The sequence below is a fragment of the Pseudarthrobacter phenanthrenivorans genome (assembly GCF_036455295.1).
Classification (GTDB): Bacteria; Actinomycetota; Actinomycetes; order Actinomycetales; family Micrococcaceae; genus Arthrobacter; species Arthrobacter phenanthrenivorans_C.
On sequence record NZ_JAYXNX010000012.1, the window covers coordinates 1 to 22,855 of the forward strand.

Genomic DNA, 22,855 nt, shown 5'->3' on the forward strand with positions numbered 1-22,855 from the left:
AAAGACCACGCAACAGACGCCAAAGACAACATCCAAAACACCTAGCCTGCGTGGCTGACCAGTAACACCAGTGAAGCCGGTCCGCACCCTGCGGGCCGGCTTCACTGCTGCTCAAGGCCGGGCTAGCGTTTACCCTTTTTCCGTGAACCCCTGCCGCGGCCCTTGTCCGGGTTGGGCGCATAGCGCTGCGCCACCTTGGGCGCTTTTTTGGCGCCGGTCCCCCTGCGGTCGGGTTTGGGCTCCTTCTTCACCTTTGCCGACTGGGCGGAGGGTTGGCGCGAACTCTGCGCGGTACGCCCGCGCACGATGCCGATGAACTCCTCAAGTACCTCGTCGGTGGCCTCCGCGGGCCACGCCAGCGCAATCCCGGTGCCGCCCGCGCCTGTGAGCCTTCGCGCCACGGTGTCCTTGACGTTGAAGTGGCGCGCCACGGACATGGGGAGGATCACCAGGCCGGCGCCCGCAGCAACCACCTGCAGCGCAGCCTCCGGTCCACCCAGGGTCCCGACGTCAAGGAAGGATTCCTGGTCAAGGTCGCCAAGGGCCACTTCCTCGAACACCGAGATCTCGTGGCCTTTCGGTGCCACCACCACCGGTTGCTCCTCATAGAGGGGGATGACACTCAGGCCCTCCCGCTCCACGGGAAGGCGGACGAAGCCCATGTCCGCGCTGCCATCGCGGAGGCCGCCAATTTGGGCTCCGTCGTCGACCATGAATGCCTGAAGAGGAATATTGGGCATCCGCTCCTCCCACCGGCGGATCCACTTGCCGGGCGTTACCCCTGCCACATAGGTGATGCGGAGCACCCGCGGCGCCGCCTCGTCAGGGGCGGCTTGGGCATCAGTCGTGGGGGAATCGTCGGCGGGCACGTCTTCACAGTACCCGCCGCCCGGATACCCTTGAAGCATGACCTCTGCAAACTCCCAGTCCATGAAGCCGGCCACCGTAGCCAAGAAACTTGGCATCTACCTGCCGGCAGCTCCGCAGGAGTTCCAGGATTCAACCATCACCCGCGAGGAATTCGCCGAACTCCAGGCCAACCCGCCGGAATGGCTGGCCGAGCTGCGCCGCAACGGTCCCCACCCCCGCCCGGTTGTCGCCCAGAAGCTGAATGTGTCCATCAGCGGCCTTGCCCGCGGCGGGGTTGAGGAAGCGTTGACGACGGCGGAGATCACCGCGCTGCTCCAGGCTCCCCCGCAGTGGCTGGTCACCGAGCGGGCCACGCACGCGGCCGTCCGCGCCGAAGCCCAGCGGGTCAAGGAAGAAGCCGCAAAGAAGCAGGCCAAGAAGGACCGCGCCCAGGCCTGATAGCCCGCAGCCGCATTTCAGAAGCTTGTTCGCCCGCCTGGCCCCTGGACGTCCGGACGCGCGAACAGGCTTCTGTTGCGTCCGGACCGTTAGTCCTGGTGGATCTGCACGTAGTTGCCGCAGCCGTCGTCGAACACGGCGCTGGTCCCGAACGGATCCGTGGCAGGCGGGCTTTTGAAGCTGACCCCCGCGGCCACCAGCCGGTCATACTCCGCCTGAACGTCCGGAACCCCGAAGACGATGGCGGGAAGTCCCGCCTCCCGCACCGCGTTCATGTAAGCGGCTCCGATGGGATTGTCGCTGGGTTCCAGGAGCAGCCCCACCGAGCCGTCATCCGCTCCGGGATCCTTGATGATGTAGAGGTTGTGCTCCGGCATGGCCATAAGGGTGTCAAAGCCGAGCGTCCCGGTATAGAAGGCGTGGGCGGCCGCGGGATCCTGGACGTGGATGCTGCACATTTTGATTCGCATGCTCCCACGGTACCGGTCAGGCCCTGACGGCCTGCAGGGCTTCCGACCACGAAATCAGCTGGTCAAACAACGTCTGCAAAGCCTGTTCCGCGGTCTCGGAGGGGGTGAAGGCCGCGTAACCCTGGAACTCCGTGGCGAACGGCAGGGATACCTGGGCCCGGACGTCGGCCATCTGGAGTTCGGCCGCAATAAGCCTGAGGTGTTCCACGGCCCGGATGCCGCCGGCGCTCCCGTAGCTCACAAAGCCGGCAGCCTTGTTGTTCCATTCCGCGTACAGGAAGTCCAGCGCGTTCTTCAGGGCGCCGGGCACGGAGTGGTTGTATTCGGCCGTGACAAAGAGGTAGCCATCAAACCCGTTGACGGCCGCGGCCCACCTTTTCGTGTGTTCGTGCTGGTAGTTGCCCCGCGACGGCGGCATTGGCTCGTCCAGGAGGGGAAGATTGAAATCCGCAACGTCCAGCAGGTCGAAGGTCGCGCCGGCGCGTTTCCCCGCGCGCTGGAGCACCCAGTCCGCCACCTGCCTGCTGTGCCGCCCGGGACGGGTGCTGCCCGCCACTACTGCGATCCGTACCATCACCGTCCTCCTTTCCGGACAGGACCGTGGACCTGTAGGGGAAGGCCCATATTAAGCAAAATGTCCGGCTGGCCGGCTTTTATTCCAGCGCGCCAGGGCATTGACCCCCCTGTCGGAAGGCGGTCCAATGGAAGGACCAGCCCGGGCTTTCCGGCCGGGGCCGGGCCGTTAAGGGGAATGGCGGGCACTGGAGGTGCGGGATGTCAGTCGTGGCGGAATCTGTGATGAACGGGCTGCTTCAGGGTGCGTGGGCGGTCCTGCTGTGCGGTCCCGTGCTGGTCGCCGGCGTGGCGGGCACCGTCTTCGTTGTACGACGCCGGACGCTGGCTCCAACGGGCAGCGCGCCGGAGGCTCCGGACCAGGTGTTTTGGGACGTGTTCCTGGGCTCCTGCGTGGTCCTCCCCGCATTGATCATTTCCTCGCTGGTCTCGCAGTGGGCGGGCCTGCTGCTGGCAGGGGCGGGCGCCGTTGCCGGGATTGCGGCCTACCGTGGCAGCCCGCATTTCCTCACTTGGTGCGGCGCCCGGCGTGAACAGCGGCAGCAGCTTTCAGCGCACCGGGCTGCCAGCGCGCAGCATGATGAACTGATAGTGCGCTGGCGCCGTTACGAACTTAATCCCGCCTACAGCATCGACTATCCGGCACTGTCCGACGTCCGGCTGCCTGAAACATCGGCACTGATCAAGGCCATGCGGACGGCGGACCGGCTGCGGACGGCCGGGCACAGGGGTTACCCGGACGCCGTGGGGAGCCTGGCCGCTTCCCTGGCCGCGGCGGAACGGTCTGCGGGACTTCCCGCCGCCTTGTCTTCGGAGCAGGCCGGTTGAGGTTAACTGCTGTGTCGGCCGGGTTGCGGCCGCCCCGCGGACCGGCGGTAGCATCCCAGGATGAAGCCTGAGGAATTGCCGGTCCATGACGAGTACGGCCGCCGGCTGGAGGACCGCGGTGTCTGGCGGCAGGCCACCACCCTGGAGGCTGCCGGCGAGTTGACTGCCCGCTGGCTGGAGGGCGGCAGTTCCTATCAGCCGGGACATTTGGCCGCGGAGTTCGACGACGAGACCAGGCCGATCGCCCCGGCGCTGGCCGGCCTGAACCGCAACGGACTGTTCACCAAGGAATCGCAGCCGGGCATCCTGGCCGAGGGGGCGGCGCAGCGTGAGTACGTCACCGGTTTTTGCAGCACAGCGGTTGCAGGCCAGTTGCTGGCGCTGTCCATCCGCACCGACCTGGTGGCCGTTGCCCATGCGCCGGGCGAGGCCAGCAGTGCCGCCATCCCCGTGACGGTCGCAGGAGCTGAAATCACCACCGTGCTGGGGTCCAGCGAGAACCCCGTGGAGGAGGCGCAGATCCGGGACTGGGCAGAGGAAACCAATGATGCCCTGGCGCTGCTGCTCGCGCACTCCTGGTATGTGGAAATCCTGGACCCGGTCTGGGGGCGGAGCGGCGTGCTGTTTCCGGCGGTCCTCCAGGCATTGAAAGGGGCGGAGCAGCCTTAGCCGCCCCGCCCACCATCCGGAACTAGAGTTCCACGGTGCCGCTTTCGCCGACACTCATCCGGTCATGGGTGACCTTGGACTTGACCCATTGCAGGACCGTGGCAGCCGTGCCGCCCGGGCTGGTCCAGTACTCAGCGGAGTCCGAGTCGATGTGCAGCAGGCACACCTCGGGGGTGTCCGGTCCGTCCGGGAACCAGGCTTCAACGGCCTGGTTCCACAGCTCGCGGATTTTGGCCCGGTCCGTGACTACCTCTGCTGTGCCGGCCACGGAAACCCACTCCGTGTTCTTGCCAAAGGAGACGTTAACGCGCGAATCAGCCCGGACATGCGCAACCTGGGAGGTGCCAAGGCCCGTGAAAAACCACATGTCGCCGTCGTCTTTTACCTCCTGGACGGCCAGCGGCCGGCTGACGAGGGCGCCTTCTTCATTGATGGTGGTAACCATCCCGATCCTGGAATCGTTGATGATCTCCGTAACCTTGCTGATGCTCTGGGCGTCAGTCATGCCTCACCTCGTTCGTCTGAAGTCGGGGACGCTCCCCGCCGCCAGCCTATTAGTAAGCATGCTTATTTACCAGTCGGCGGTCACTGGAATCTTCGCCATCTCCACGATGCGCGCCGCAGTGATGCGGCCCATGCGGATGGCGCCGTCAACGTGCTGGTACCCCTCGGCAGCAAGGTCGGACGAGGACCAGTAGATGGGGCCTACCGGAGCATGCTGGTCTTTGCCGTAGCGGTGGAGGCCCCCCAGGTCATAGCTGGCCGCGTAGGCGCCGCGGGTCCATTCCTCCGAGCCCCAGTCCGACTCGTAGTAGACCTCCGGGGTCAGTGCCTCCTCGCCCAGGTAGCCGGCGATGGATTCCAGGATGGCTTTGCGGCGGTCTTCGGCGCTCAGCTCGAACATGGCGTCGGCCTTCTCGTCCGAGACGAAGCCCACCAGGGTGCCCCGCGCGTCTCCATGGTTGGTGTTGTCGTAGACCTCCTGGACCAGGGCATCGGCGCCGAAGCCTGTCCCGGACAGGCCCTTTTCGCGCCAGAACGGGGTGCTGTAGACGGCGTGCACCTTGATGACCAGGCCCAGGGACTGGTGCTGGTGCATCTGGTGCTGCCGGCGCGGCAGCGGCGGGTTAAAGGAGACGCGCGAGTAGAGGTTGGGCGGCACGGCCATGATCACGAAGCGGGCGTTGACAGTGGCCCGGTCCGATTCCACGGTGGCGCGGTGGCCGCCGTCGGCGTCCGGCTCCCAGTTGATGGTGCGAACCGGCGAGTTGAGGACGACGTCGCCGCCCAGCTCCTGCGCCTGCAGCAGGGAAACCTGCTGCATCCCGCCCACCACGCGACGGTCCAGGATGAAATCCTCGTCCGTCAAATGGGTGAACGAGCCCGCGGATGCGGCCATCAGGATTGCCTGAAGAGCGGAGAAGGCATGCGCAGGCTTTGTGAGCATCCCGCCGGCGATGAACAGGCCGATATTCCTGCAGGCTTCCTCGTTGGCTGAGTTCTGCCGCAGCCAGTGATGGAAGGAAATGGTGTCCAGCTCGCGGGCTTTGGGGTGTGCCCACGGCTCTGTTGGTCCGATCTCGGCGGCAAGTCCGTCAAGGAGGGCCACCAGGCGGTCCATTTCGACGGCGGTCTGGGCGTCCACGGGGAAGGTGTCGCCCGTGTAGCGAATGGCTGAGCCGTCCGTGCCGATGTAGATGGACTCCCCGTCGCGGTAGCGCGGGTAGGTCTCAAGGTTCAGTTCCTCCAGCAGCTCCAGGAGGGCGGTCTGGTCAGGGGAAACCCACTGGCCGCCGATTTCGAGCATGGCGCCGTCCACCGTGTCCGTCCAGGTGCGGCCGCCCACGCGGTCGCGGGCCTCAAGCACGGCGACCGTGAGGCCCGCCTTCTTCAATTCGCGGGCGGCCGTGAGTCCGGACGGTCCGGCTCCAACGACTACGACGTCGCGGTTCAGGTTCAGCATGATGTCCTCTCTGCGGCCCTTCGTGACGGGGACCACTAAATGAATGCCATTCATTTATTAGAACTATAACCGGTGCCTGCCGGGAGCGGAAGTACCGGGTGGAATAATGCAGGGGACGTCAACGAAAGGGCAGCAATGCCGGCAGTATCAGCCGCACGGGAGCGCCCCACCAGCAACGGGGCAGGGCAAAGAAGACGGGCCGGGCGCCCGTCGGCGGCGGTGCTGGACAAGTCGGGAATCACGGCGGCAGCGCTGGAACTGGTCAGCCGCAAGGGCTATGAAGGGCTCACCATGGCAGCCCTGGCCAAGATCCTCGACGTGGCGCCGTCCGCCCTTTACAACCATGTCGCCTCAAAGCAGGACGTGCTCCTGCTGGTGGAAGACCATCTGATGTCGCTCGTGGACGTTTCAGCCTTCGCGGCCGGAAGCTGGGAGGACGCGGTCCGCACCTGGGCCTGGAGCTACCGGAACGTCTTCGCGGAGCACACTCCGCTGATCCCCGTCATTGCAGTCCTGCCGGTCACGGACGCGCCCCAAACGCTGGCCATGTACGAGACCGTCAGCAAGGGCTTTTCCGACGCCGGCTTCCCGCAGGAGCGCATAGTTCCCGCGATCGTGGCGCTGGAGTCGTTCATCTTCGGCTCTGCATACGACGTCACGGCACCGGAAGACATCTTCGAGTCGGGGTCGATGGCCGACGCCACGCCCTATTTCACCGCAGCGGTGCGGAGTTCGGCCCGGGACGCGGACTCGTCGGGTGGGCGCCCTGAAGCTGACGTACAGGATCTGGGCCGCCCTGCAGACAAGGCATTCAGGATGGGCCTGGAGGCCTTGATCTCCGGGCTGGGCGCGCTGCGGGACCGGTAGCTGGCTAGCCCTCGGCCGCCGCGAGCTGGCCACAGGCGCCGTCGATTTCCTTGCCCCGGGTGTCGCGGAGGGTGCAGGGCACCCCGGTGGCACGGAGCCGCGCAATAAACTCCTGCTCCACCTCCTTGTCCGACGCAGTCCAGATGGACCCGGGGGTGGGGTTGAGTGGGATGGGGTTAACGTGTACCCAGCCGCGTCCGCGCTGGTTCAGCTTCTTGCCCAGGAGGTCTGCACGCCAGGGGTGGTCGTTCATGTCCTTGATCAAGGCATACTCGATGCTGACCCGGCGGCCTGTTTTGCGGTAGTAGTCGTAGGCGGCGTCGAGCGCTTCATCCACCTTCCAGCGGTTGTTGACCGGAATCAACTCATCCCGGAGCTCGTCGTCGGGGGCATGCAGGGACAGCGCAAACGTGACTGGCAGGTCTTCGTCCGCGAGCTTGCGGATGGCAGGGACCAGGCCGACGGTCGAAACGGTGATATTCCGGGCCGACATTCCCAGGCCTTCAGGCGAGGGGTCCACGAAGCGGTGCAGGGCGGCCATCACGCGCTTGTAGTTGGCCAGCGGCTCCCCCATGCCCATGAAGACGATGTTGGTGACCCGCTCGTCGTCGTGCTCCTTCGGGCCCAGCTCGCCTGCCGCGATGACGCGGTTCGCAGCCACCACCTGGTCAACGATCTCCGCTGTGGACATGTTGCGGGTCAGTCCGGCCTGGCCGGTGGCGCAGAAGGGACAGTTCATGCCGCAGCCGGCCTGCGAGGAGACACAAAGGGTGATGCGGCCCGGGTAGCGCATGAGGACGGACTCCACCAGCGCCCCGTCGAAGAGCCGCCAGAGGAACTTAATGGTGTCCCCTTTATCGGTGCGGTTGCGCCGCACCTCGGTGAGTAGCGGCGGGAACATCTGGGAGACAAGCTCCTCCCGGCCTGCCTTGGGCAGGTCGCTCATGCGCTCCGGATCCACGGTCCAGTGCTGGAAGTAGTGCGTGGAGAGCTGCTTTGCACGGAAAGCCGGGAGGCCAAGCTCCTTCAACTTTTCACCGCGCTCCGCGAGGGTCATGTCAGCCAGGTGAACCGGCGGCTGCTTTACGCGGGGGGACGCGAACTGCAGGAGCGGACGGCCTTCGACCGTACGGGCCTGTTCCCAGCCCTCGGCGGTGGGCAGGACCTGCGGGCGCGCATCGGCGGCTTCCCGGGGCGCGCGAACAGGATTTCCAGAAGGAGAAGTGGGGGAAGTCATCCCCTCTATCATCCCACGGCAGTCAAACCGCCGCCGTCGTAAGCGGGACTAGGCGCCAAAGCACCCGCCACCGGACAAACCCCCAGGGAACCCGTGGGTGCAATGTCCGGCCCGCGGTGCAATTTGTCAGATGCCGGAAACGCAAAAGAGCCCCGGTCCTAAGACCGGGGCTCTTTCATCTGCGTGCGCGAGGGGGGATTTGAACCCCCACGCCCTTTCGGACACTGGCACCTGAAGCCAGCGCGTCTGCCGTTCCGCCACTCGCGCGCAACTTCTTCCACTCAGCCGGACCGTTTTCCCGCATCCGCGCCTCGTAAAAGCAGCGAGATCAAGCATAACGGACATGAGCGGGAAATTACCAATCGGCCTCCACCGGCGCTCTGTGACAGTGTGCAGAGCGTGCAGAAACCGGAAAGAAGCGGGGGTCCGCAGGACCATTGGCAGCAGCAGCAAGGCGCGCGGCCAGCACTCGGCAGTGCCGGAATCGGGCTTTTGACGGCGGCCGGCCGTTGCGGATTAAGGTCATTCACAGAGGTGGCAAGTAGTATCGGATGTAGGAGTGGGCACTGCCGGCGGGTCAACCGCGCAGGGGTGGACTGCCCTGCAGGTGCTGGTCAGCAACAAACTACTGCCCCGGAGCCGGGGGGAAAGGAGAAGCACCATGGGTCTGCTGGACAAGGTTGAACGTGGCATTGAAAAGGCCGTCCGCGGCGTCTTCTCCACCGGTTCCAAAGCCCAGGTTGAACCTGTGGAAATCGCCAGCCGGCTCCGCCGGGAAGTGGACCACAAGGCCCTCACAGTAGCGGCCGGGCGCACCCTGGTACCCAATGTCTTCGATGTCCAACTCAGTGATGACGACTTCGGCCGGGCCCAGGAATGGGGTACTCCCCTGGCCGAGGAACTCTGCGATGTGGTGATCAACCATGTGCGCAGCCAGGGCTACATCCTCCAGGGCCCCGTGCGGATCTCCTTCCGCCGGGATGCTGGGCTTCGCGCCGGAGTTTTTGAGATTGCCTCCACCACAGAGACGTCCCAGGGCGGGGCCGCCCCGCAGCCCAGGCCGAACGTCCCCGCAGCTCCAAGCAGGCCGCCTGTCAGGCTCCAGCCCGTGCTGGACATCGATGGCCAGCGCTATTCGCTGAACGCTCCCTCCATTATCCTGGGCCGGTCATCCGACGCAGACATCCACATCGAGGACACTGGCGTATCCCGGCGACATCTTGAGATCCGCACGGCGAACGGCGTTACGAGCGCAGTGGACCTCGGCTCCACCAACGGCAGCTACGTCAACGGCCAGAAAGTCTCCGGAAGCACGGAACTCACTGACGGCTCCACCATCACGATGGGACGGACAAAGATCATTTTCCGCCTGCTTCCTGCCAGCCCGGGTGGCCACGCATGAGCGACCTGACCATCACCGCGTTGCGGTTCGGCTTCCTGCTGCTCCTCTGGGTGCTCATTTTCAGCATCGTCTCGGCCATGCGCCGGGACCTGATGCTGGGCCGGAAGGCAGCGGCCGGCGCACCCACGGCCCGGCAGATCCGCCGGAACCCGGAACTTGCCGAGGCGCCACCGCAGCCGGTGAAACAGCAGGCGCGGCAACTGGTGGTGGTTGAAGGTCCGCTCAAAGGCAGGACCCTGCCGCTGGCAGCCAGCCCCATCCTTCTGGGCCGCGCCCAGGAAGCCACACTGGTACTGGAGGATGACTACGCGTCCGGCCGCCACGCACGGCTTTTCCCGCAGGGCAGCCGCTGGTTCATCGAAGATCTTGGCTCCACCAACGGGACCTACCTTGGAGACCAGCAACTTACCCGTGCCCTGCCGGTCGAGCCAGGGGTACCCGTGAGGATCGGCAAGACGGTCATTGAATTGAGGCCGTAACCGTGGCCGTGCCTGAAAACCCCGCAACCGGCTCCAGTCCGGCTGAGCGGCCCCTTATCATGCGCTTCGCGGCGCGGTCCGACGTCGGCCGGATCCGTTCGAAAAATGACGATTCCGCCTACGCGGGCCGCCATCTGGCTGTTGTGGCGGACGGCATGGGCGGCCATGCCGGCGGTGACGTCGCCTCCGCCGCTACCGTCCTGGACATGATCCACCTGGACAGTCCCGACCACGGTGACGAGGCCGGGACGGTCCTCGCCGACGAAATCCAGACGGCGAACTCGCTGCTTTCGGAACTGGTGCACATCAACCCCAAACTGGCGGGCATGGGCACCACCGTTACCGCACTCCTCCTGGCAGACGGCAAACTGCACTTCGCACACATTGGCGACTCACGTGCCTATCGCCTCCGCGACGGCGAATTCAAGCAGATCAGCGTGGACCATACCTTCGTCCAGCGGTTGATCGACGAAGGCAGGCTGCGCCCAGAGGAAGCCGAAACCCACCCGCACAAGAATGTCCTCATGCGGGTCCTCGGCGATGTGGATGCCAGCCCTGAGCTCGACCTGGACACCCTTGACGCCCGGGCCGGGGACCGCTGGCTGTTGTGCTCCGACGGGCTCAACTACGTGGCCGGCCATGCCGTGGAACGGACGGTCCGCGAGACGCATAACCTGCACGAATGCGCGGAAACCCTGGTTGAACTGACGCTTGAGGCGGGTTCGCCGGACAACGTCACCGTGGTCGTGGTGGACATCGTGGAAGAAACGCCCGACGACGTCAGCACCGCCGCCGTCGATGTCGTCCGCCCGCTTCAGGGCAGCAAGCCCGCTGCCGGGGCAAGTGCGGCCGCGCCGGCCTCCGCAACCCCTCCCGCCAGTCCGGCCGGGGATAAAGAGACCGCCCCCGCTGCGGCCCCCGGCGCCGACGCTGCGGGGAAGGCCGGTGGCACCGGGAATGACCAGGATGCTGACGCGGACACCGGCGACGGCGAAGCCACGGAATCCGGCAGCACTGACCCTAATTTGGGGGAACATCTTTCTGCCGAGGTCCTCCGGGAAGAACTTGCCTCCCGTCCGCATGAACTTGTCGGGGCGGCTGCGGCCGCCGCCGAATCCGGATCAATCCCTACCGTGGCCGGCCGTACGGTGGCCCGGCGTGCCGCTACTCTCCTAACCCATAAGGCAGAACCTTCGGGCGACGGTGAGGACAACCTTGTGCAGCTGCGGCCCCGCCGGTGGGTTGCGTGGTCCGTGGCCGCGGCCGTGGTGGTTGTGGTGGCGGTTGGTCTCTGGCTCGGCTACGCCTGGACACAGACCCGATACTACGTGGGCGAGTTCGATTCCCGGGTGGCCATTTTCAACGGCGTCTCCCAGAGGCTTGGCCCCATCCAGCTGTCCTCCCTGGAAGCCGTGACTGACATCCGCATGGACTCCCTGCCGCCGTTCTCGCAGCAGCGGGTCCGCCAGACGGTTCCGGCGAATGACCTCTACGACGCCCAGCGGATCGTGAAGAACCTCGAACTCACGGGAACCACGTCCCCGGAAGAGGAGTGCCCCAAGCCATCGGGCTCAGCCACTCCCTCCGCACCAACCCCCAGCGCACCTCCTGCCAGCGCCGCTGCTCCGCCGGCCCCGAATGCCTCCGCACCTCCGGCACCTTCGCCCTCCCCCACCCCCACCATCACCTGCGAGGCGGCCAAATGAGCCAGGTAAGCACTACGCCCAAGCCTCGCCGCAATGTCGAACTGGCGCTGCTGTTGCTGGCCCTGGTGGTGGGCATCGGCGCCAACATGCTGGTGGGCGTTGACCAGGAAAAGGCGTTTGACTCCGACTTCTGGTTCCAGTCCAGCCTGTTGGCCGTCGCCGCCTTGGCGTTCCACGCCGTACTGCGCTTCCGTGCTAAATATGCAGATCCGGTAATACTTCCGATCGCCGTCGCCTTGAACGGGCTGGGCCTTGCGATGATCCACCGCCTGGACCCTCCGGGCGGCGACACGGGGAACAACCAGCTGCGGTGGACTCTTCTCGCCATGGCGGTCTCCATCGCAGTCGTGTTCTTCCTGAAAGACCACCGCATTCTGCGCCGGTTCACCTTCATCTCCCTTGCAGCCTCCGCTCTGTTGCTGATCATGCCGCTCCTGCCAGGCATCGGAGCCGGCGAAATCCTCGGTGCGCAGGTGTGGATCAAGCTCGGATCCATGACATTCCAGCCGGGTGAAGTGGCAAAAATTACCCTGGCTATATTCTTCGCCGGTTATCTTTCATCGAACCGGGACCTTATCCTGCTCGCGGGCCGCAAGATCGGACCCATGCAGTTTCCACGGTTCAAGGACATGGGCCCGATGATCACCGCATGGCTGGTCAGCATTGGGGTGCTCGTCTTCCAGCGGGACCTCGGTTCGTCGCTGCTGTTTTTCGGTCTGTTCATCGTCATGATCTACGTGGCCACGAGCCGGATCAGTTGGGTGGTGATCGGTGTGGCCCTGATCATTGGGGGCGGATTCGTTGCGGCACAGGTGTTCTCCCACGTGCAGCAGCGCATCTACGGATGGCTCAACGCCTTCTCGCCCGATGTCTACGAGAACGGCAGCCGACAGGTGATCGAGGGGCTGTTCGGCATGGCCAACGGCGGCCTGGTGGGAACCGGCCTGGCCCAGGGCCGGCCCGACCTCGTTCCCTTCGCCAACAGTGACATGATCATCGCCTCCCTCGGCGAGGAACTGGGCCTGATCGGCCTGTTCGCCATCGTCCTGCTGTACCTGATGTTCTTCACCCGTGGGTTCCGCGCAGCGCTGGGCACGCGCGACTCATTCGGCAAGCTCCTCGCCTGCGGCCTGTCCTTCGCGGTTGCCCTCCAATGCTTCGTCGTGATCGGCGGCGTGACCCGGCTGATTCCGCTAACCGGCCTGACAACTCCGTTCCTTGCAGCCGGCGGATCATCGCTGCTGGCCAACTGGATCATTGTCGGACTGCTGCTGATGATTTCCCATGCCGCGCGCGGCCCGGTGGACACCACACCGCTTCCGCCGGCAGGAACGGCAGCGGCAACAGGAATTGATACTCCAACTGAGGCGGTGAAGCAGGCATGAACCAGGCAATACGTCATTCTTGGGTCGCCGCCGTTGCGATGTTTGCCCTGATCTTCGGCGCCATCAGCTACGTACAGGTGGTTGGTGCTGACGATCTCAAAACCAACCCGCTGAACCAGCGTGCCATCCTGCAGAACTACTGCAACGACCGCGGTGCCATTATCGTGGGCGGAACCCCTGTGGCCGAGTCGGTGGACACCGGATCCGAGACCTGCAAGTTCCAGCGAACCTACGCCCAGCCTGAACTGTACGCAGGGATCACCGGATACTTTTCGAAGAACTACGGAGCCACCGGCCTGGAACAGGCCATGGGCGCCGAACTGGCGGGCAACTCCGACCAGCTCTTCCTTGACCGGGTGGGCCAGCTCTTCCTGGGCAACCAGCCCAAGGGCGCATCAGTGGAACTAACCATTGATCCGCAGATCCAGCAACTCGCCTACAGCCTGATCCCGGACGGACAGCGCGGATCGATCGTGGTGAGCAATCCCAAGACCGGTGCCATCCTGGCAATGGCCTCCAAGCCGTCCTATAACCCCAACCTTGTTGCCACGCAGGACCCCGCGGCCGAGGGTGCCAACATGAACGAGCTGGTCAAGGTTCCGGGCATCAACCTGAACCAAAACGTCAGCGGGCCTACAGGTGAACTCCTCGCTCCCGGTTCTGTCTTCAAGCTTGTGGACACCGCAGCGGCCCTGGCCTCCGGGAAGTACAACAAGGACAGCGTCCTGCCCAACCCCGCCGAGATGCCCTTCGACGGCATCCAGTACAAGCTGCCGAACTATGCCGGCGGCAACTGCTATACCCGCGACACTGCCAGCTTCGCCTTCGCCCTGCAGCAGTCCTGCAACACCCCGTTCGCCAGCATCGCGCTGGACCTTGGGCGCAACGCTATAGCGGACCAGGCCAAGAAGTTTGGCTTCGGCGAGGATGTCGGGGACCAGCTGAAGCTCGGCCATGCGCTGGGCAACGGGTTCCCGGACAACCTGGACAAACCAGGCCTTGCCCAGTCGGCCATCGGCCAGAAGGACGTCCGCGTCACGCCCCTGCAGGTCAACATGATGACGTCGGCAATCGCCAATGGCGGGGCACAGATGGCGCCCACCTTGGTCAAGACGCTGAGGTCCCCGGACCTGCGGGTGATCGACGAGCCTAAGCCGGCGCAGCTGAGGACCTCCACCACTCCCGACATCGCCAAGCAGATCACCGAATGGATGACCAGCGTGGTCACCGATGGCATTGCCAAGTCCGCAGCAGTCCCCGGCGTCCAGGTGGCCGGCAAGACCGGCACCGCCGAACTGGGCAATGGCCTGAACAACTCGTGGTTCACCGGATTCGCCCCCGCGGACAACCCCAAGGTCAGTGTCACGATCGTCATGGAAGGCGTAGACATCTACGCGGGCGCAAAGCTAACCAGTCCTAACGCGAAGAAGATTTTTGAGGCGGTGTTGAATAAGTGAGGCCTACAACGGGAATCACCCTCGGCGGCAGATTCCAGCTGACCACGCGGATCGCGATCGGCGGCATGGGGGAAGTCTGGAAGGCCAAAGACCTCGTCCTGGGCCGCATCGTCGCCATCAAGGTGCTGAAGGAGGAATACACGGGCGATCCCGGCTTCCTCCAGCGTTTCCGTGCCGAAGCCCGCCACACCGCCCTCCTGAACCATGTGGGGATCGCCAACGTCTTCGATTACGGCGAAGAAGAAGGCTCGGCCTACCTGGTCATGGAACTGGTCCCTGGCCAGCCGCTGAGCAGCATCATCGAGCACGAACAGGTCCTGTCGCCGGACCGTACACTCTCGATCATCGCCCAGACCGCGCGCGCCCTGGCAGTCGCCCACGCCCAGGGCCTGGTCCACCGCGACGTCAAGCCCGGCAACCTCCTCATCACCCCCGACGGCCGTGTGAAAGTCACAGACTTCGGCATCGCCCGCCTGGCCGACCAGGTGCCGCTCACGCAGACCGGACAGGTCATGGGTACAGCGCAGTACCTGGCCCCTGAGCAGGCCACCGGCCAGACGGCCACCGGCTCTTCGGACATCTACTCGCTGGGCGTCATCGGATACGAGTGCCTCAGCGGCCACCGGCCGTTCTCCGGTGAGTCGCAGATTGCCATCGCACTGGCCCAAGTGAACGACGCACCGCCTCCACTTTCGGAAAGCCTGCCTGCTCCTGTGCGCGCGCTCCTGATGTCGATGCTGGCCAAGGACCCCAAGGACCGTCCGGCCAATGCCATCAAGTTGGCCGAAGCTGCTGAGGCCATCCGCAACGGCGATATCAGCGCAGCACGTGCCGCTGTGCCCGGAATGCTTCTCTTCGACGCCGACACCGGTCCCATCACTGCCCCCGTTAGCACCGCCACCGCTCCCACCGGCGTCATCGGCACCCACCGGGAGTCACCCACCGCCACCTCCGCCCTGCCGGTGCTGGGGGCCGGTGCCGCCGGCGCTGCCGCCGCAATGGCTGCCGGTGCCCACAGTGCGTCTGCGGATGGTGCGGAGCGTGCGACGGGACCGCTTGCCCGGGCCAACGCATTGGCTGCGGAGCGCAACTGGGACCAGGAGGAGGAGACGTACGACGACGAGCCCTCCGATGAGCCCCGCCGCAAGGGCCGCAGCCCCTGGACATGGCCACTGATCGCCCTGATCCTGCTTCTCCTGTTTGCGCTCGTGGGTTTCCTCCTGAACCAGGCCGGCCTCTTTTCGCCTGCCGGCAACCCCACGTCAAGCGCCACACCCAGCAGTACGCCCACGGCGTCGCCGACCCCCACCCCGACCACTCCATCGGCTACGCCTACCCAAACGCGGAACACCCCCACTCCCACTCCCACGCCGACGCCCACGCCCACGCCGGCCACCGTGAACGTGATTCCGGCCGCGTACCTGGGCAAGGACTACCGCCAGGTCCAGTCGGCCCTGGCGGGCATGGGGCTTCAGGTAACGGTCCTCCCACAGGAGAGCACTTCCGCTGCCCCGGGAACCGTACTTCAGTTGAACCCGACCGGAACGGTGCCCAAGGGATCCCTGATCACTGTCGTCTACGCTACCGCCCCGGCTCCTGCCCCCACCACGGCGGCACCGACGCCTGCCCCAACATCCTCGTCCCCGGTGGCGGGGCCCACTCCCATCTCGCCCCTGCCCACCTGCGCGGCCGGCCAGACGCCTGGAACGCCTCCGACCTGCGCACCGTAAGCTTCGGGATCACCAGTGAATGAGTCACCACGCACTCCGTTGCACCGGGAGGACAGCCTTCCGGTGGACAACCGGCGTGTCCTGAGCGGCCGCTACGAGCTGGGCGACCTTATTGGCCGCGGCGGCATGGCGGACGTCTACAAGGGGACCGATACCCGCCTTGGCAGGACAGTTGCCATCAAGCTGCTGCGGCCGGACATGGCCCGGGACCCACAGTTCCAGGCCCGGTTCAAGCGTGAAGCCCAGGCGGTGGCAGCCCTGAACCACCCGTCCATCGTGGCCATCTTCGATACCGGCGAGCATCTGGTCCATGAGGGCACCGGCGAGGACGTGCGGGTGCCCTACATCGTGATGGAATACGTTGAAGGCAAGACACTGCGCGATCTGATCCGTGCCAATGACGTCACCATCGACCAGGCCATTGACTACTGCCTGGGCGTGCTCGGAGCCCTTGAGTACAGCCACAAGGCAGGGATTGTGCACCGGGACATCAAGCCTGCCAACGTGATGTACTGCCAAGGCACCCATTCTGTGAAGGTCATGGACTTCGGCATCGCCCGCGCCATCGCCGATTCCTCCGCCACCATGACCCAGACGCAGGCAGTGGTGGGAACGGCGCAGTACCTTTCACCGGAACAGGCCCGGGGCGAAACCGTGGACGCCCGCAGCGACCTGTATTCGGCTGCATGCCTGCTCTACGAAATGCTGACTTCGCGGCCACCGTTCGTTGGGGACAGCCCTGTATCCGTGGCCTACCAGCACGTCCGGGAAATTGCCGAACCGGCCAGCAGCCTGAATCCACAGGTGACACCTGCGCTGGACACCGTGCTGGCCAAGGCCCTGCAGAAAAACCGGGACGACAGGTTCCAGGATGCCGCAGCCTTCCGGCGGGCCCTGCGCGCCGCCAAGGCCGGCGTGGCCGTACCGCCCGTCCCGGCTTCCGAGGCACCCACCGATCCCAACGACCATGTCCCCGAGGCCGCGCCGCCCACCGAGGCTTTCGGGGCAGCGGGGGCTGCTTTCGCCGATGAGGCGCCCACAGGCCGCCTCGCTGCCACCAGCCTTTTCCATGACGACGGCGTCCCGGCGGCTCCGCTGGAGCTGGCAGACGGGCACGGAGCTGACGATGAGCTCCCGCTCGGCTTCCCCCAGGAACGTGAGCGGACAACCCATCAGAAGTCACGGCGTCGTGCCTGGATTGCCACCTTGGTGATCTTCACCCTGCTGATCCTCGCGGGCGGTGGCTTGTGGCTCTACCAGACGGTCAACCGTCCTGTACCGGCGGCGCCCAAGATCCAGATCCCGTCGGTGGCTGCCATGACGGAAACCGCGGCGCTGCAGGAACTGTATAACGCGGGCCTCCGCCCGAAGATCGCGCGGTCGTCAAACGACACCGTGCCGAAGGGAACCGCCATCGGGACGGACCCTGCGGCCGGGGCGTCCCTGGATCCGGGTGCTGAAGTTATCCTCAACGTTTCCCAGGGACCCAGCTCAGTGAAGGTTCCGGATGCCCTCCCCGGGAAGACGGAGGCGGCTGCCCGGGACATCCTGCGCCAGGTGGGCCTGGTGGGATCACCGTCCACCACCACGGCCAACAGTGCCACGGTACCGGCCGGAATAGTGATCACTTCCAACCCGGCCCCGGGTCAAAGCGTTGGCGTTGGCACCAGCGTGGAGCTCATTGTTTCCACCGGAAAAGTCGTGGTTCCGGAACTGCGAGGCCTCGGCCGCGACGAGGCCGAGGCTGCCCTGAAGCAGCTGGGCCTGGTCCCATCGGTGGTGGAGGCGGAGAACTCGCAGGTGGAGCCGGGGAAGGTCACGGACCAAAGCGACCCCGCCAATACGGCGGTTGACCAGGGAAAGACGATCACCATCGTTGTGGCCAAGGCACCGGCACCGGCACCGACACCGTCCCCTACGGACACCCCGACGCCGTCATCCAGCCCGACGCCGAAGCCCACCAAGAAGGGCTGACAGCCCTTTTGCCCGGGCTGGTCCCGGCTAGTGCTGGATCAGCGGGCTGAGCTTCGCTGCCCTGGCGGCTGCGCCCTTCATTCCCAGCGACTCCAGCCAGTTCCCGAGCATTTGGTATCCGCCCTCGGTGAGGACCGATTCGGGATGGAACTGCACTCCGCACAGCGGCGCAGTCCTGTGCTGCAGACCCATGACGACACCCGAAGCCGTTTGCGCCGTGACCTCCAGGACATCGGGGATGGATTCCCGGACGGCCGCGAGCGAGTGGTAGCGGGTAGCGGTGACGGGGGAAGGGAGCCCGGCGAAAACACTGGTGCCGATGTGCTCCACCTGGGAAGTCTTGCCGTGCATGAGCTCAGGGGCGTGGGTTACCTTGCCACCGAAGGCCTCCGCCAGTGCCTGGTGGCCGAGGCATACGCCGAACATGGGAACGCTGTTCTCACCACACCACTTGATCAGCTCGATGCAGACCCCCGCCTCAGCAGGGTTGCCCGGGCCGGGAGAGATAAGGACGCCGTCCCGGGTGCTGGCAAGCTCAATTGCCTCTGCCAGCGTGACGTCGTCATTGCGGACCACGGTGGTCTCGGCCCCGAGTTCCTGGAGATAGCCCACCAGGGTGTAGACAAAGCTGTCGTAGTTATCCACTACAAGGATCTTGGTTGCGGTCATGGCTGGTCTGTGGAACCAATCGTCGAGTCGGTGAATTGGGTGAAATGGGACATCCAAGGGAAAAGGAACTGGACCATCAGTACCAGGGCAACAAACACCAGTACCAGCGAGATGAAGATCCTGACCCAGAGCGGCCCGGGGAGGTGGCGGAATATCCAGGCGTACACTGTCAGCTCCTTCCGGTGGCTGCCGCAACCTGTGCAGCGATCTCAGCCGGCGGTCCCGCCGCTGCAGGGCGCCAGCTGTCCAGCAGGGCGTAGGCGATGATACGTTCTTCCGCACCGAAACGGGGGTTGCAGCTGGTCATGGTCAGGTAGCTTTCGGTGGGCGCGACGCCGGGCTGGGTGGGCACCGGATCCAGGACGTCGGTGCGGGAGGGCATGACGATCTGGTTGTTCCGGAAGACGTAGATGTAGTAACCGTCCTTCGTCTGGACGTAGATCTTGTCACCGGGCACCAGGGTGTGGATGTTGTCCAGCACCGCTCCGTGGGTTTGGCGGTGTCCTGCAACGGCAAAGTTGCCAACGGCCCCCGGCATAGCCGTATTGCTGTAGTGGCCGATTCCCAGGGTGTCCAACACGTCCTGGCTGGTTCCCTGCACGATGGGGCGCGTATAGGTGGCACCGAACCGGGGGATGTACATGATGCCGATGGTTCCCGCGTGGCCGGGAGCGGTTCCCACGACAGGCTTGCCGAAATCTTCAGGGGCAGGCGAACCGGGCTGGGCTGTTGCCGTAGGAGCCGCGGCCGGGGTGCCCAAATCCTGGGCAAATTGCTTGATGACCTGGCTCTGCTTGGCATCTGATTCCACATTGGTCCACCACAACTGCCAGGCTACGAAGAGCAAGAGGATAACGCCTGCGGTAATCAACAGCTCGCCCAGCACCAGTACCGTGCCGCGCAGCAGGGCACGACGGGGTGCGGGCGCGGTGGCGGCCCCCGCCTTCTCCTGCAATACCACGCGTTCTCCTCCGGGCGTTCACCCTGGGCACTGGTTGCCCATCAACTGCGGCTAGAATTGGCTGCTAGTAAGAATCCAGATTTGACCAAGATCGCGCAGACCGCTGGCAATTTCCTTCTTGCAGGATACCAAGCCGCGGACGCCGAGCTTGCCCAGCCCGCCAAGGAGAGCCAGTGCCCGAGTCAAGGCCTCGCAAGAAGACTGCCCGCACCGCCCAACCGGCTTCCCAGCAGGCCTACAAGCCCAACCCGGTGTGGTTCAAGCCGGTCATGTTCGGCCTCATGATTATCGGCCTGTTTTGGATCATTACGTTTTACATCAGCGAAGGCCGCTTTCCCGTCCAGGCCTGGCAGTCGTGGAACATCGTGGCAGGCTTCGGCATTGCCATCGTTGGGTTCCTGATGACCACCCGCTGGCGTTCCTAGCACGCCCCGGAACCGTTCCGAGGAGGACTGCACTGGCTCCCGATGCAACCGGCGTGATCATCGGCGAGGACGGCCTTGCCCGGCCCGCCTGGGCAGCCACGGATCCCCTGATGCGCATGTATTACGACCAGGAATGGGGGCTGCCCGTCACGGATGAGCAGGGCCTCTACGAGCGGATTTGCCTGGAGGGCTTCCAGGCAGGCCTCTCCTGGGCCACCATCCTGCGCAAGCGTCCCGCGTTCCGTGCAGCCTTTGCCGGCTTCGATCCGGACATCGTCGCCTTGTTCGACACCACCGACGTGGAACGGTTGATGCAGGACCCCGGCATTATCAGGAACCGTTTAAAAATCCTTGCAACGGTAAAGAACGCGCAGGCCACCCTGGAGCTCCGCCAGGACGGCGGCCTGGTGGACTTCGTATGGAGTTTCCGCCCGGCCTGCACCCCCCGACCCCTGGCGGTCACGGACATCCCTGCCCAGTCACCGGAGTCCATTGCTCTCTCCAAGGCCCTGCGGAAGCGCGGATTCTCCTTCGTTGGGCCCACCACCATGTTCGCCCTCATGGAGGCCGTTGGGATGGTGGACACCCACCTCCTGGGCAGCCACCGCCGCGGCTCGTCAGGGATTTGGCCCGGCTAGAACACGGACCGCCGGCCCGCTACCTCGCGGTTATCCCCAGCTGTTGGGAAAGTTATCCACAGTGTGGAAAACCAAGGGTTCTGCCACGCGAATCCTCTGCCCGCCCCTATGTCGCAGCTTCGGGAAGCTAAACCCACCCCGCACATGCCGTTATTAACAGTGTGGAACACCTGTGGATAACGGGGGGCACGCATGCAGAAGCGCGCCGGGTTCCGCAGCCTACGGCCGGTCCCGCCTGACGGGGTGGTGGCTGGTGATGGACACCCGGTTGAACGCATTCATGGTCACGGCCACCCAGCTCACGGCCGAGAACTCTTCCGCCGAAAGGCACTCCCGCGCGAAGACTTCTGCATGCTCACGTTCGCGCTGGTCGGGCAATTCGGTAATGCTTTCCACCAATGCCAAAGCAGCCCGCTCTTTGTCCGTGAACAGTGTTGTCTCACGCCATGCGGGCAGTACCGCCAACCGCTGGGCACTTTCCCCCGCTTCACCGGCCCGCCGCACGTGGAGGTCCAGGCAGTAAGCGCAGCCGTTGATCTGGGAGATCCTCACGTTGAGCAGTTCCAGCAACCCCCGCCCCAACCCGGCTTCTTCGGCAGCTTCCTGCACCTTGAGTCCCAACCCGCTGATCGACTTCCACAGGGCCGGATGCTGTTTGTCCAGGTACAGGTGCTCGGTAACGCCCACTGGTGTCCTTTGTCGGTAGAACGGCTTGGCAGGCAACCATCATAGGCAGGACGAGGCCACGCCCGGGCGCGGCTCTTATCCACTTACCAACAAGGCAATACCCACAAGTTATCCACAACTGTGGGAAACTCCGTGGAAATCCTTCCGGAAAAGCCGACCCAGCCCTACTGCCGTGGGATTAACGCGCCGGGGAACTACACCCCTGTCACTTATTAACAGTGTGCAAAACTCTGTCGATAACCCCGTAGTAAGCCATGATTTTATGTTGCCGCAGGCCGGCGCGGGCCTGCTTGTCCACAACGGTGGCCCGGATGCGCTGCTTATCCACTTACACACATCGATATCCCCAATAGTTATCCACAGGTGTGGAGAAATGCCGTTGACACCTGTCCGGGACCGTCACCAGCGCCTGCGTACCAGGCATAATCCCGGGAACTACAACTGTGTAAGTTACGCACACTGTGGATAAGGGGTGTGGAAAAGCCAGCCGCCCCCACACCCGAAGGTGCAAGGGGCAGCTGACTTTCACAAAGAGGGGAGGGGGTTTAAAGCGTCACCCTGAGCCAGCTCACGGCAATGAGCAGTGCGAGGACGGCGGCCAGGCCGAGCGCCTGGATGAGCGGCTGCCGGGGGCCACGCGGCGCGTAGGCGATGACGGCCGCACACAGGCCGCCGGTAACCAGTCCACCCAGGTGCGCCTGCCAGGCGATCTGTGGGACCAGGAAGCCGATGACCCCGTTAATGGCGATCAGCACCCACAACTGGCGGGTGTCCCCACCGCGCTGCCGCTGCACCAGCAGCATGGCGCCGAAGAGGCCGAAGATCGCCCCGGACGCCCCCACGACCCCGAAGAGTTGCTGGCCGGGAACATAGAGCGGAGTCAGCAGGAGGTATCCCACGGACCCGCCCAGGGCGGAGATAAGGAACAGCGCCAGGAACCGCACGCGGCCCAGGATCGGTTCGAGGGCCTGGCCGAAGATCCACAGCGTGTACATGTTGAGCAGAATGTGGAGCAGGTTGTCCGGGGAGTGCAGGAATGCCGAGGTGAGCATCCGCCACGGTTCGAACTCGCCGTACTTGGGTTCTGCGTAGATGTTGGCGAAGGCCAGGGTCTGGTAGACGCCCTCATTGGGAATGATGAACTGCAGGACCTGGAGTACCGCACAGACCGCAATGATTGCGAACGTAACCAGTGGTCTGCCGGTGGCCACGGCACCGCCGTAGACGGTCCGCACCTCCGGCGTCGTGCGTCTTGTTTCGTTGACGCAGTCAACGCATTGGAATCCGACGGCGGCCGCCCGCTGGCAGTCGGGGCATGCCGGCCGCCCGCAGCGCTGGCAACGCACATAGGACGGCCGGTCCGGGTGCCGCGGGCAAACCGGGACCTGGGCGGACGGCTCGGCCGACGGAATTCCGTAACTCATGGT

Annotated in this window: 24 protein-coding genes and 1 tRNA gene; 13 read left to right on the forward strand and 12 right to left on the reverse strand. The window is 64.9% G+C overall.

The features are described 5' to 3' along the window. Positions 1-122: 122 nt before the first annotated feature. Positions 123-908 carry a LysR family substrate-binding domain-containing protein gene (locus VXJ37_RS15300; protein ID WP_440589825.1) on the reverse strand — a complete coding sequence of 262 codons (786 nt, stop codon included), beginning with the start codon at positions 906-908 and terminating at the stop codon, positions 123-125. Here VXJ37_RS15300 and VXJ37_RS15305 point away from each other — a divergent pair. Then, positions 907-1,308: a DUF5997 family protein gene (locus VXJ37_RS15305; protein WP_141944755.1), complete on the forward strand. Its 402-nt coding sequence runs from the start codon at positions 907-909 to the stop codon at positions 1,306-1,308. The genes VXJ37_RS15300 and VXJ37_RS15305 overlap by 2 nt on opposite strands. An 89-nt stretch (positions 1,309-1,397) precedes the next feature. Here VXJ37_RS15305 and VXJ37_RS15310 read toward each other — a convergent pair whose 3' ends face one another. Beyond that, a complete protein-coding gene (locus VXJ37_RS15310; protein ID WP_331323891.1) occupies positions 1,398-1,778 on the reverse strand; it encodes a VOC family protein in 381 nt (126 codons plus the stop codon). Positions 1,779-1,794: 16 nt separating this feature from the next. Further along, positions 1,795-2,352, reverse strand: a complete 558-nt coding sequence (locus VXJ37_RS15315; RefSeq protein WP_331323892.1) for an NADPH-dependent FMN reductase — start codon at positions 2,350-2,352, stop codon at positions 1,795-1,797. A gap of 200 nt (positions 2,353-2,552) precedes the next feature. On the opposite strand from VXJ37_RS15315, the gene VXJ37_RS15320 reads away from it, so the two are divergent. Continuing rightward, entirely contained in the window at positions 2,553-3,179 is a 627-nt protein-coding gene (locus VXJ37_RS15320; protein WP_331323893.1) for a hypothetical protein, read from the forward strand. Between the two features lie 60 nt (positions 3,180-3,239). Continuing rightward, positions 3,240-3,848, forward strand: coding sequence for a DUF6919 domain-containing protein (locus VXJ37_RS15325; protein WP_331323894.1), 609 nt, complete (start codon positions 3,240-3,242; stop codon positions 3,846-3,848). A gap of 22 nt (positions 3,849-3,870) precedes the next feature. Here VXJ37_RS15325 and VXJ37_RS15330 read toward each other — a convergent pair whose 3' ends face one another. Together VXJ37_RS15330 and VXJ37_RS15335 are read right to left on the reverse strand one after the other, a co-directional pair. Further along, positions 3,871-4,353, reverse strand: coding sequence for a pyridoxamine 5'-phosphate oxidase family protein (locus tag VXJ37_RS15330; RefSeq protein ID WP_331323895.1), 483 nt, complete (start codon positions 4,351-4,353; stop codon positions 3,871-3,873). Between the two features lie 66 nt (positions 4,354-4,419). Further along, positions 4,420-5,865, reverse strand: a complete 1,446-nt coding sequence (locus VXJ37_RS15335; protein WP_331323896.1) for a flavin monoamine oxidase family protein — start codon at positions 5,863-5,865, stop codon at positions 4,420-4,422. 81 nt (positions 5,866-5,946) lie between these two features. Between VXJ37_RS15335 and VXJ37_RS15340 the strand changes: the two genes are divergently transcribed. Further along, positions 5,947-6,678, forward strand: coding sequence for a TetR/AcrR family transcriptional regulator (locus tag VXJ37_RS15340; RefSeq protein WP_331323897.1), 732 nt, complete (start codon positions 5,947-5,949; stop codon positions 6,676-6,678). Between the two features lie 4 nt (positions 6,679-6,682). On the opposite strand, the gene rlmN is transcribed toward VXJ37_RS15340, so the two are convergent. Both rlmN and VXJ37_RS15350 read right to left on the reverse strand, forming a co-directional pair. Next, a complete protein-coding gene (gene rlmN / locus VXJ37_RS15345; protein WP_331323898.1) occupies positions 6,683-7,915 on the reverse strand; it encodes a 23S rRNA (adenine(2503)-C(2))-methyltransferase RlmN in 1,233 nt (410 codons plus the stop codon). 184 nt (positions 7,916-8,099) lie between these two features. Beyond that, positions 8,100-8,182 (reverse strand) — tRNA-Leu (locus VXJ37_RS15350). A gap of 394 nt (positions 8,183-8,576) precedes the next feature. On the opposite strand from VXJ37_RS15350, the gene VXJ37_RS15355 reads away from it, so the two are divergent. The 7 genes from VXJ37_RS15355 to pknB are packed head-to-tail and all read left to right on the forward strand — an operon-like array spanning position 8,577 to position 18,048. Beyond that, positions 8,577-9,317: a DUF3662 and FHA domain-containing protein gene (locus VXJ37_RS15355; RefSeq protein ID WP_331323899.1), complete on the forward strand. Its 741-nt coding sequence runs from the start codon at positions 8,577-8,579 to the stop codon at positions 9,315-9,317. Further along, positions 9,314-9,796, forward strand: coding sequence for an FHA domain-containing protein FhaB/FipA (locus tag VXJ37_RS15360; RefSeq protein WP_331323900.1), 483 nt, complete (start codon positions 9,314-9,316; stop codon positions 9,794-9,796). Before VXJ37_RS15355 ends, VXJ37_RS15360 begins: the two co-directional genes overlap by 4 nt. Before the next feature lie 2 nt (positions 9,797-9,798). Then, positions 9,799-11,502 carry a PP2C family protein-serine/threonine phosphatase gene (locus VXJ37_RS15365; protein WP_331323901.1) on the forward strand — a complete coding sequence of 568 codons (1,704 nt, stop codon included), beginning with the start codon at positions 9,799-9,801 and terminating at the stop codon, positions 11,500-11,502. Beyond that, positions 11,499-12,887: an FtsW/RodA/SpoVE family cell cycle protein gene (locus VXJ37_RS15370; RefSeq protein ID WP_331323902.1), complete on the forward strand. Its 1,389-nt coding sequence runs from the start codon at positions 11,499-11,501 to the stop codon at positions 12,885-12,887. Before VXJ37_RS15365 ends, VXJ37_RS15370 begins: the two co-directional genes overlap by 4 nt. Then, positions 12,884-14,344, forward strand: coding sequence for a penicillin-binding protein 2 (locus VXJ37_RS15375; protein WP_307305063.1), 1,461 nt, complete (start codon positions 12,884-12,886; stop codon positions 14,342-14,344). The genes VXJ37_RS15370 and VXJ37_RS15375 overlap by 4 nt, the downstream gene beginning before the upstream one ends. Continuing rightward, a complete protein-coding gene (locus tag VXJ37_RS15380; protein WP_331323903.1) occupies positions 14,341-16,074 on the forward strand; it encodes a protein kinase domain-containing protein in 1,734 nt (577 codons plus the stop codon). Before VXJ37_RS15375 ends, VXJ37_RS15380 begins: the two co-directional genes overlap by 4 nt. 15 nt (positions 16,075-16,089) lie before the next feature. Then, a complete protein-coding gene (pknB, locus tag VXJ37_RS15385; RefSeq protein WP_331323904.1) occupies positions 16,090-18,048 on the forward strand; it encodes a Stk1 family PASTA domain-containing Ser/Thr kinase in 1,959 nt (652 codons plus the stop codon). A 27-nt stretch (positions 18,049-18,075) separates the two neighbouring features. Here the strand turns inward: pknB and VXJ37_RS15390 are convergent, their stop codons facing one another. Genes VXJ37_RS15390 through VXJ37_RS15400 form a run of 3 tightly spaced genes read right to left on the reverse strand, consistent with a single transcriptional unit; the run spans position 18,076 to position 19,678 of the window. Continuing rightward, positions 18,076-18,717 carry an aminodeoxychorismate/anthranilate synthase component II gene (locus tag VXJ37_RS15390; protein ID WP_331323905.1) on the reverse strand — a complete coding sequence of 214 codons (642 nt, stop codon included), beginning with the start codon at positions 18,715-18,717 and terminating at the stop codon, positions 18,076-18,078. Next, positions 18,714-18,884 (reverse strand): hypothetical protein, encoded by a 171-nt coding sequence (locus tag VXJ37_RS15395; protein ID WP_331323906.1) that lies wholly within the window; start codon positions 18,882-18,884, stop codon positions 18,714-18,716. Before VXJ37_RS15395 ends, VXJ37_RS15390 begins: the two co-directional genes overlap by 4 nt. Before the next feature lie 2 nt (positions 18,885-18,886). Further along, positions 18,887-19,678: a class E sortase gene (locus tag VXJ37_RS15400; protein WP_331323907.1), complete on the reverse strand. Its 792-nt coding sequence runs from the start codon at positions 19,676-19,678 to the stop codon at positions 18,887-18,889. 173 nt (positions 19,679-19,851) lie between these two features. On the opposite strand from VXJ37_RS15400, the gene VXJ37_RS15405 reads away from it, so the two are divergent. Both VXJ37_RS15405 and VXJ37_RS15410 read left to right on the forward strand, forming a co-directional pair. Further along, a complete protein-coding gene (locus tag VXJ37_RS15405; protein WP_331323908.1) occupies positions 19,852-20,103 on the forward strand; it encodes a cell division protein CrgA in 252 nt (83 codons plus the stop codon). A gap of 53 nt (positions 20,104-20,156) precedes the next feature. Continuing rightward, entirely contained in the window at positions 20,157-20,741 is a 585-nt protein-coding gene (locus VXJ37_RS15410; RefSeq protein ID WP_440589822.1) for a DNA-3-methyladenine glycosylase I, read from the forward strand. Positions 20,742-20,960: 219 nt separating this feature from the next. On the opposite strand, the gene VXJ37_RS15415 is transcribed toward VXJ37_RS15410, so the two are convergent. Together VXJ37_RS15415 and VXJ37_RS15420 are read right to left on the reverse strand one after the other, a co-directional pair. Further along, complete coding sequence (locus VXJ37_RS15415; RefSeq protein WP_331323909.1) at positions 20,961-21,428, reverse strand: carboxymuconolactone decarboxylase family protein; 468 nt, start codon at positions 21,426-21,428, stop codon at positions 20,961-20,963. Positions 21,429-21,973: 545 nt separating this feature from the next. Then, complete coding sequence (locus VXJ37_RS15420; RefSeq protein WP_331323910.1) at positions 21,974-22,852, reverse strand: rhomboid family intramembrane serine protease; 879 nt, start codon at positions 22,850-22,852, stop codon at positions 21,974-21,976. Positions 22,853-22,855 lie beyond the last annotated feature (3 nt).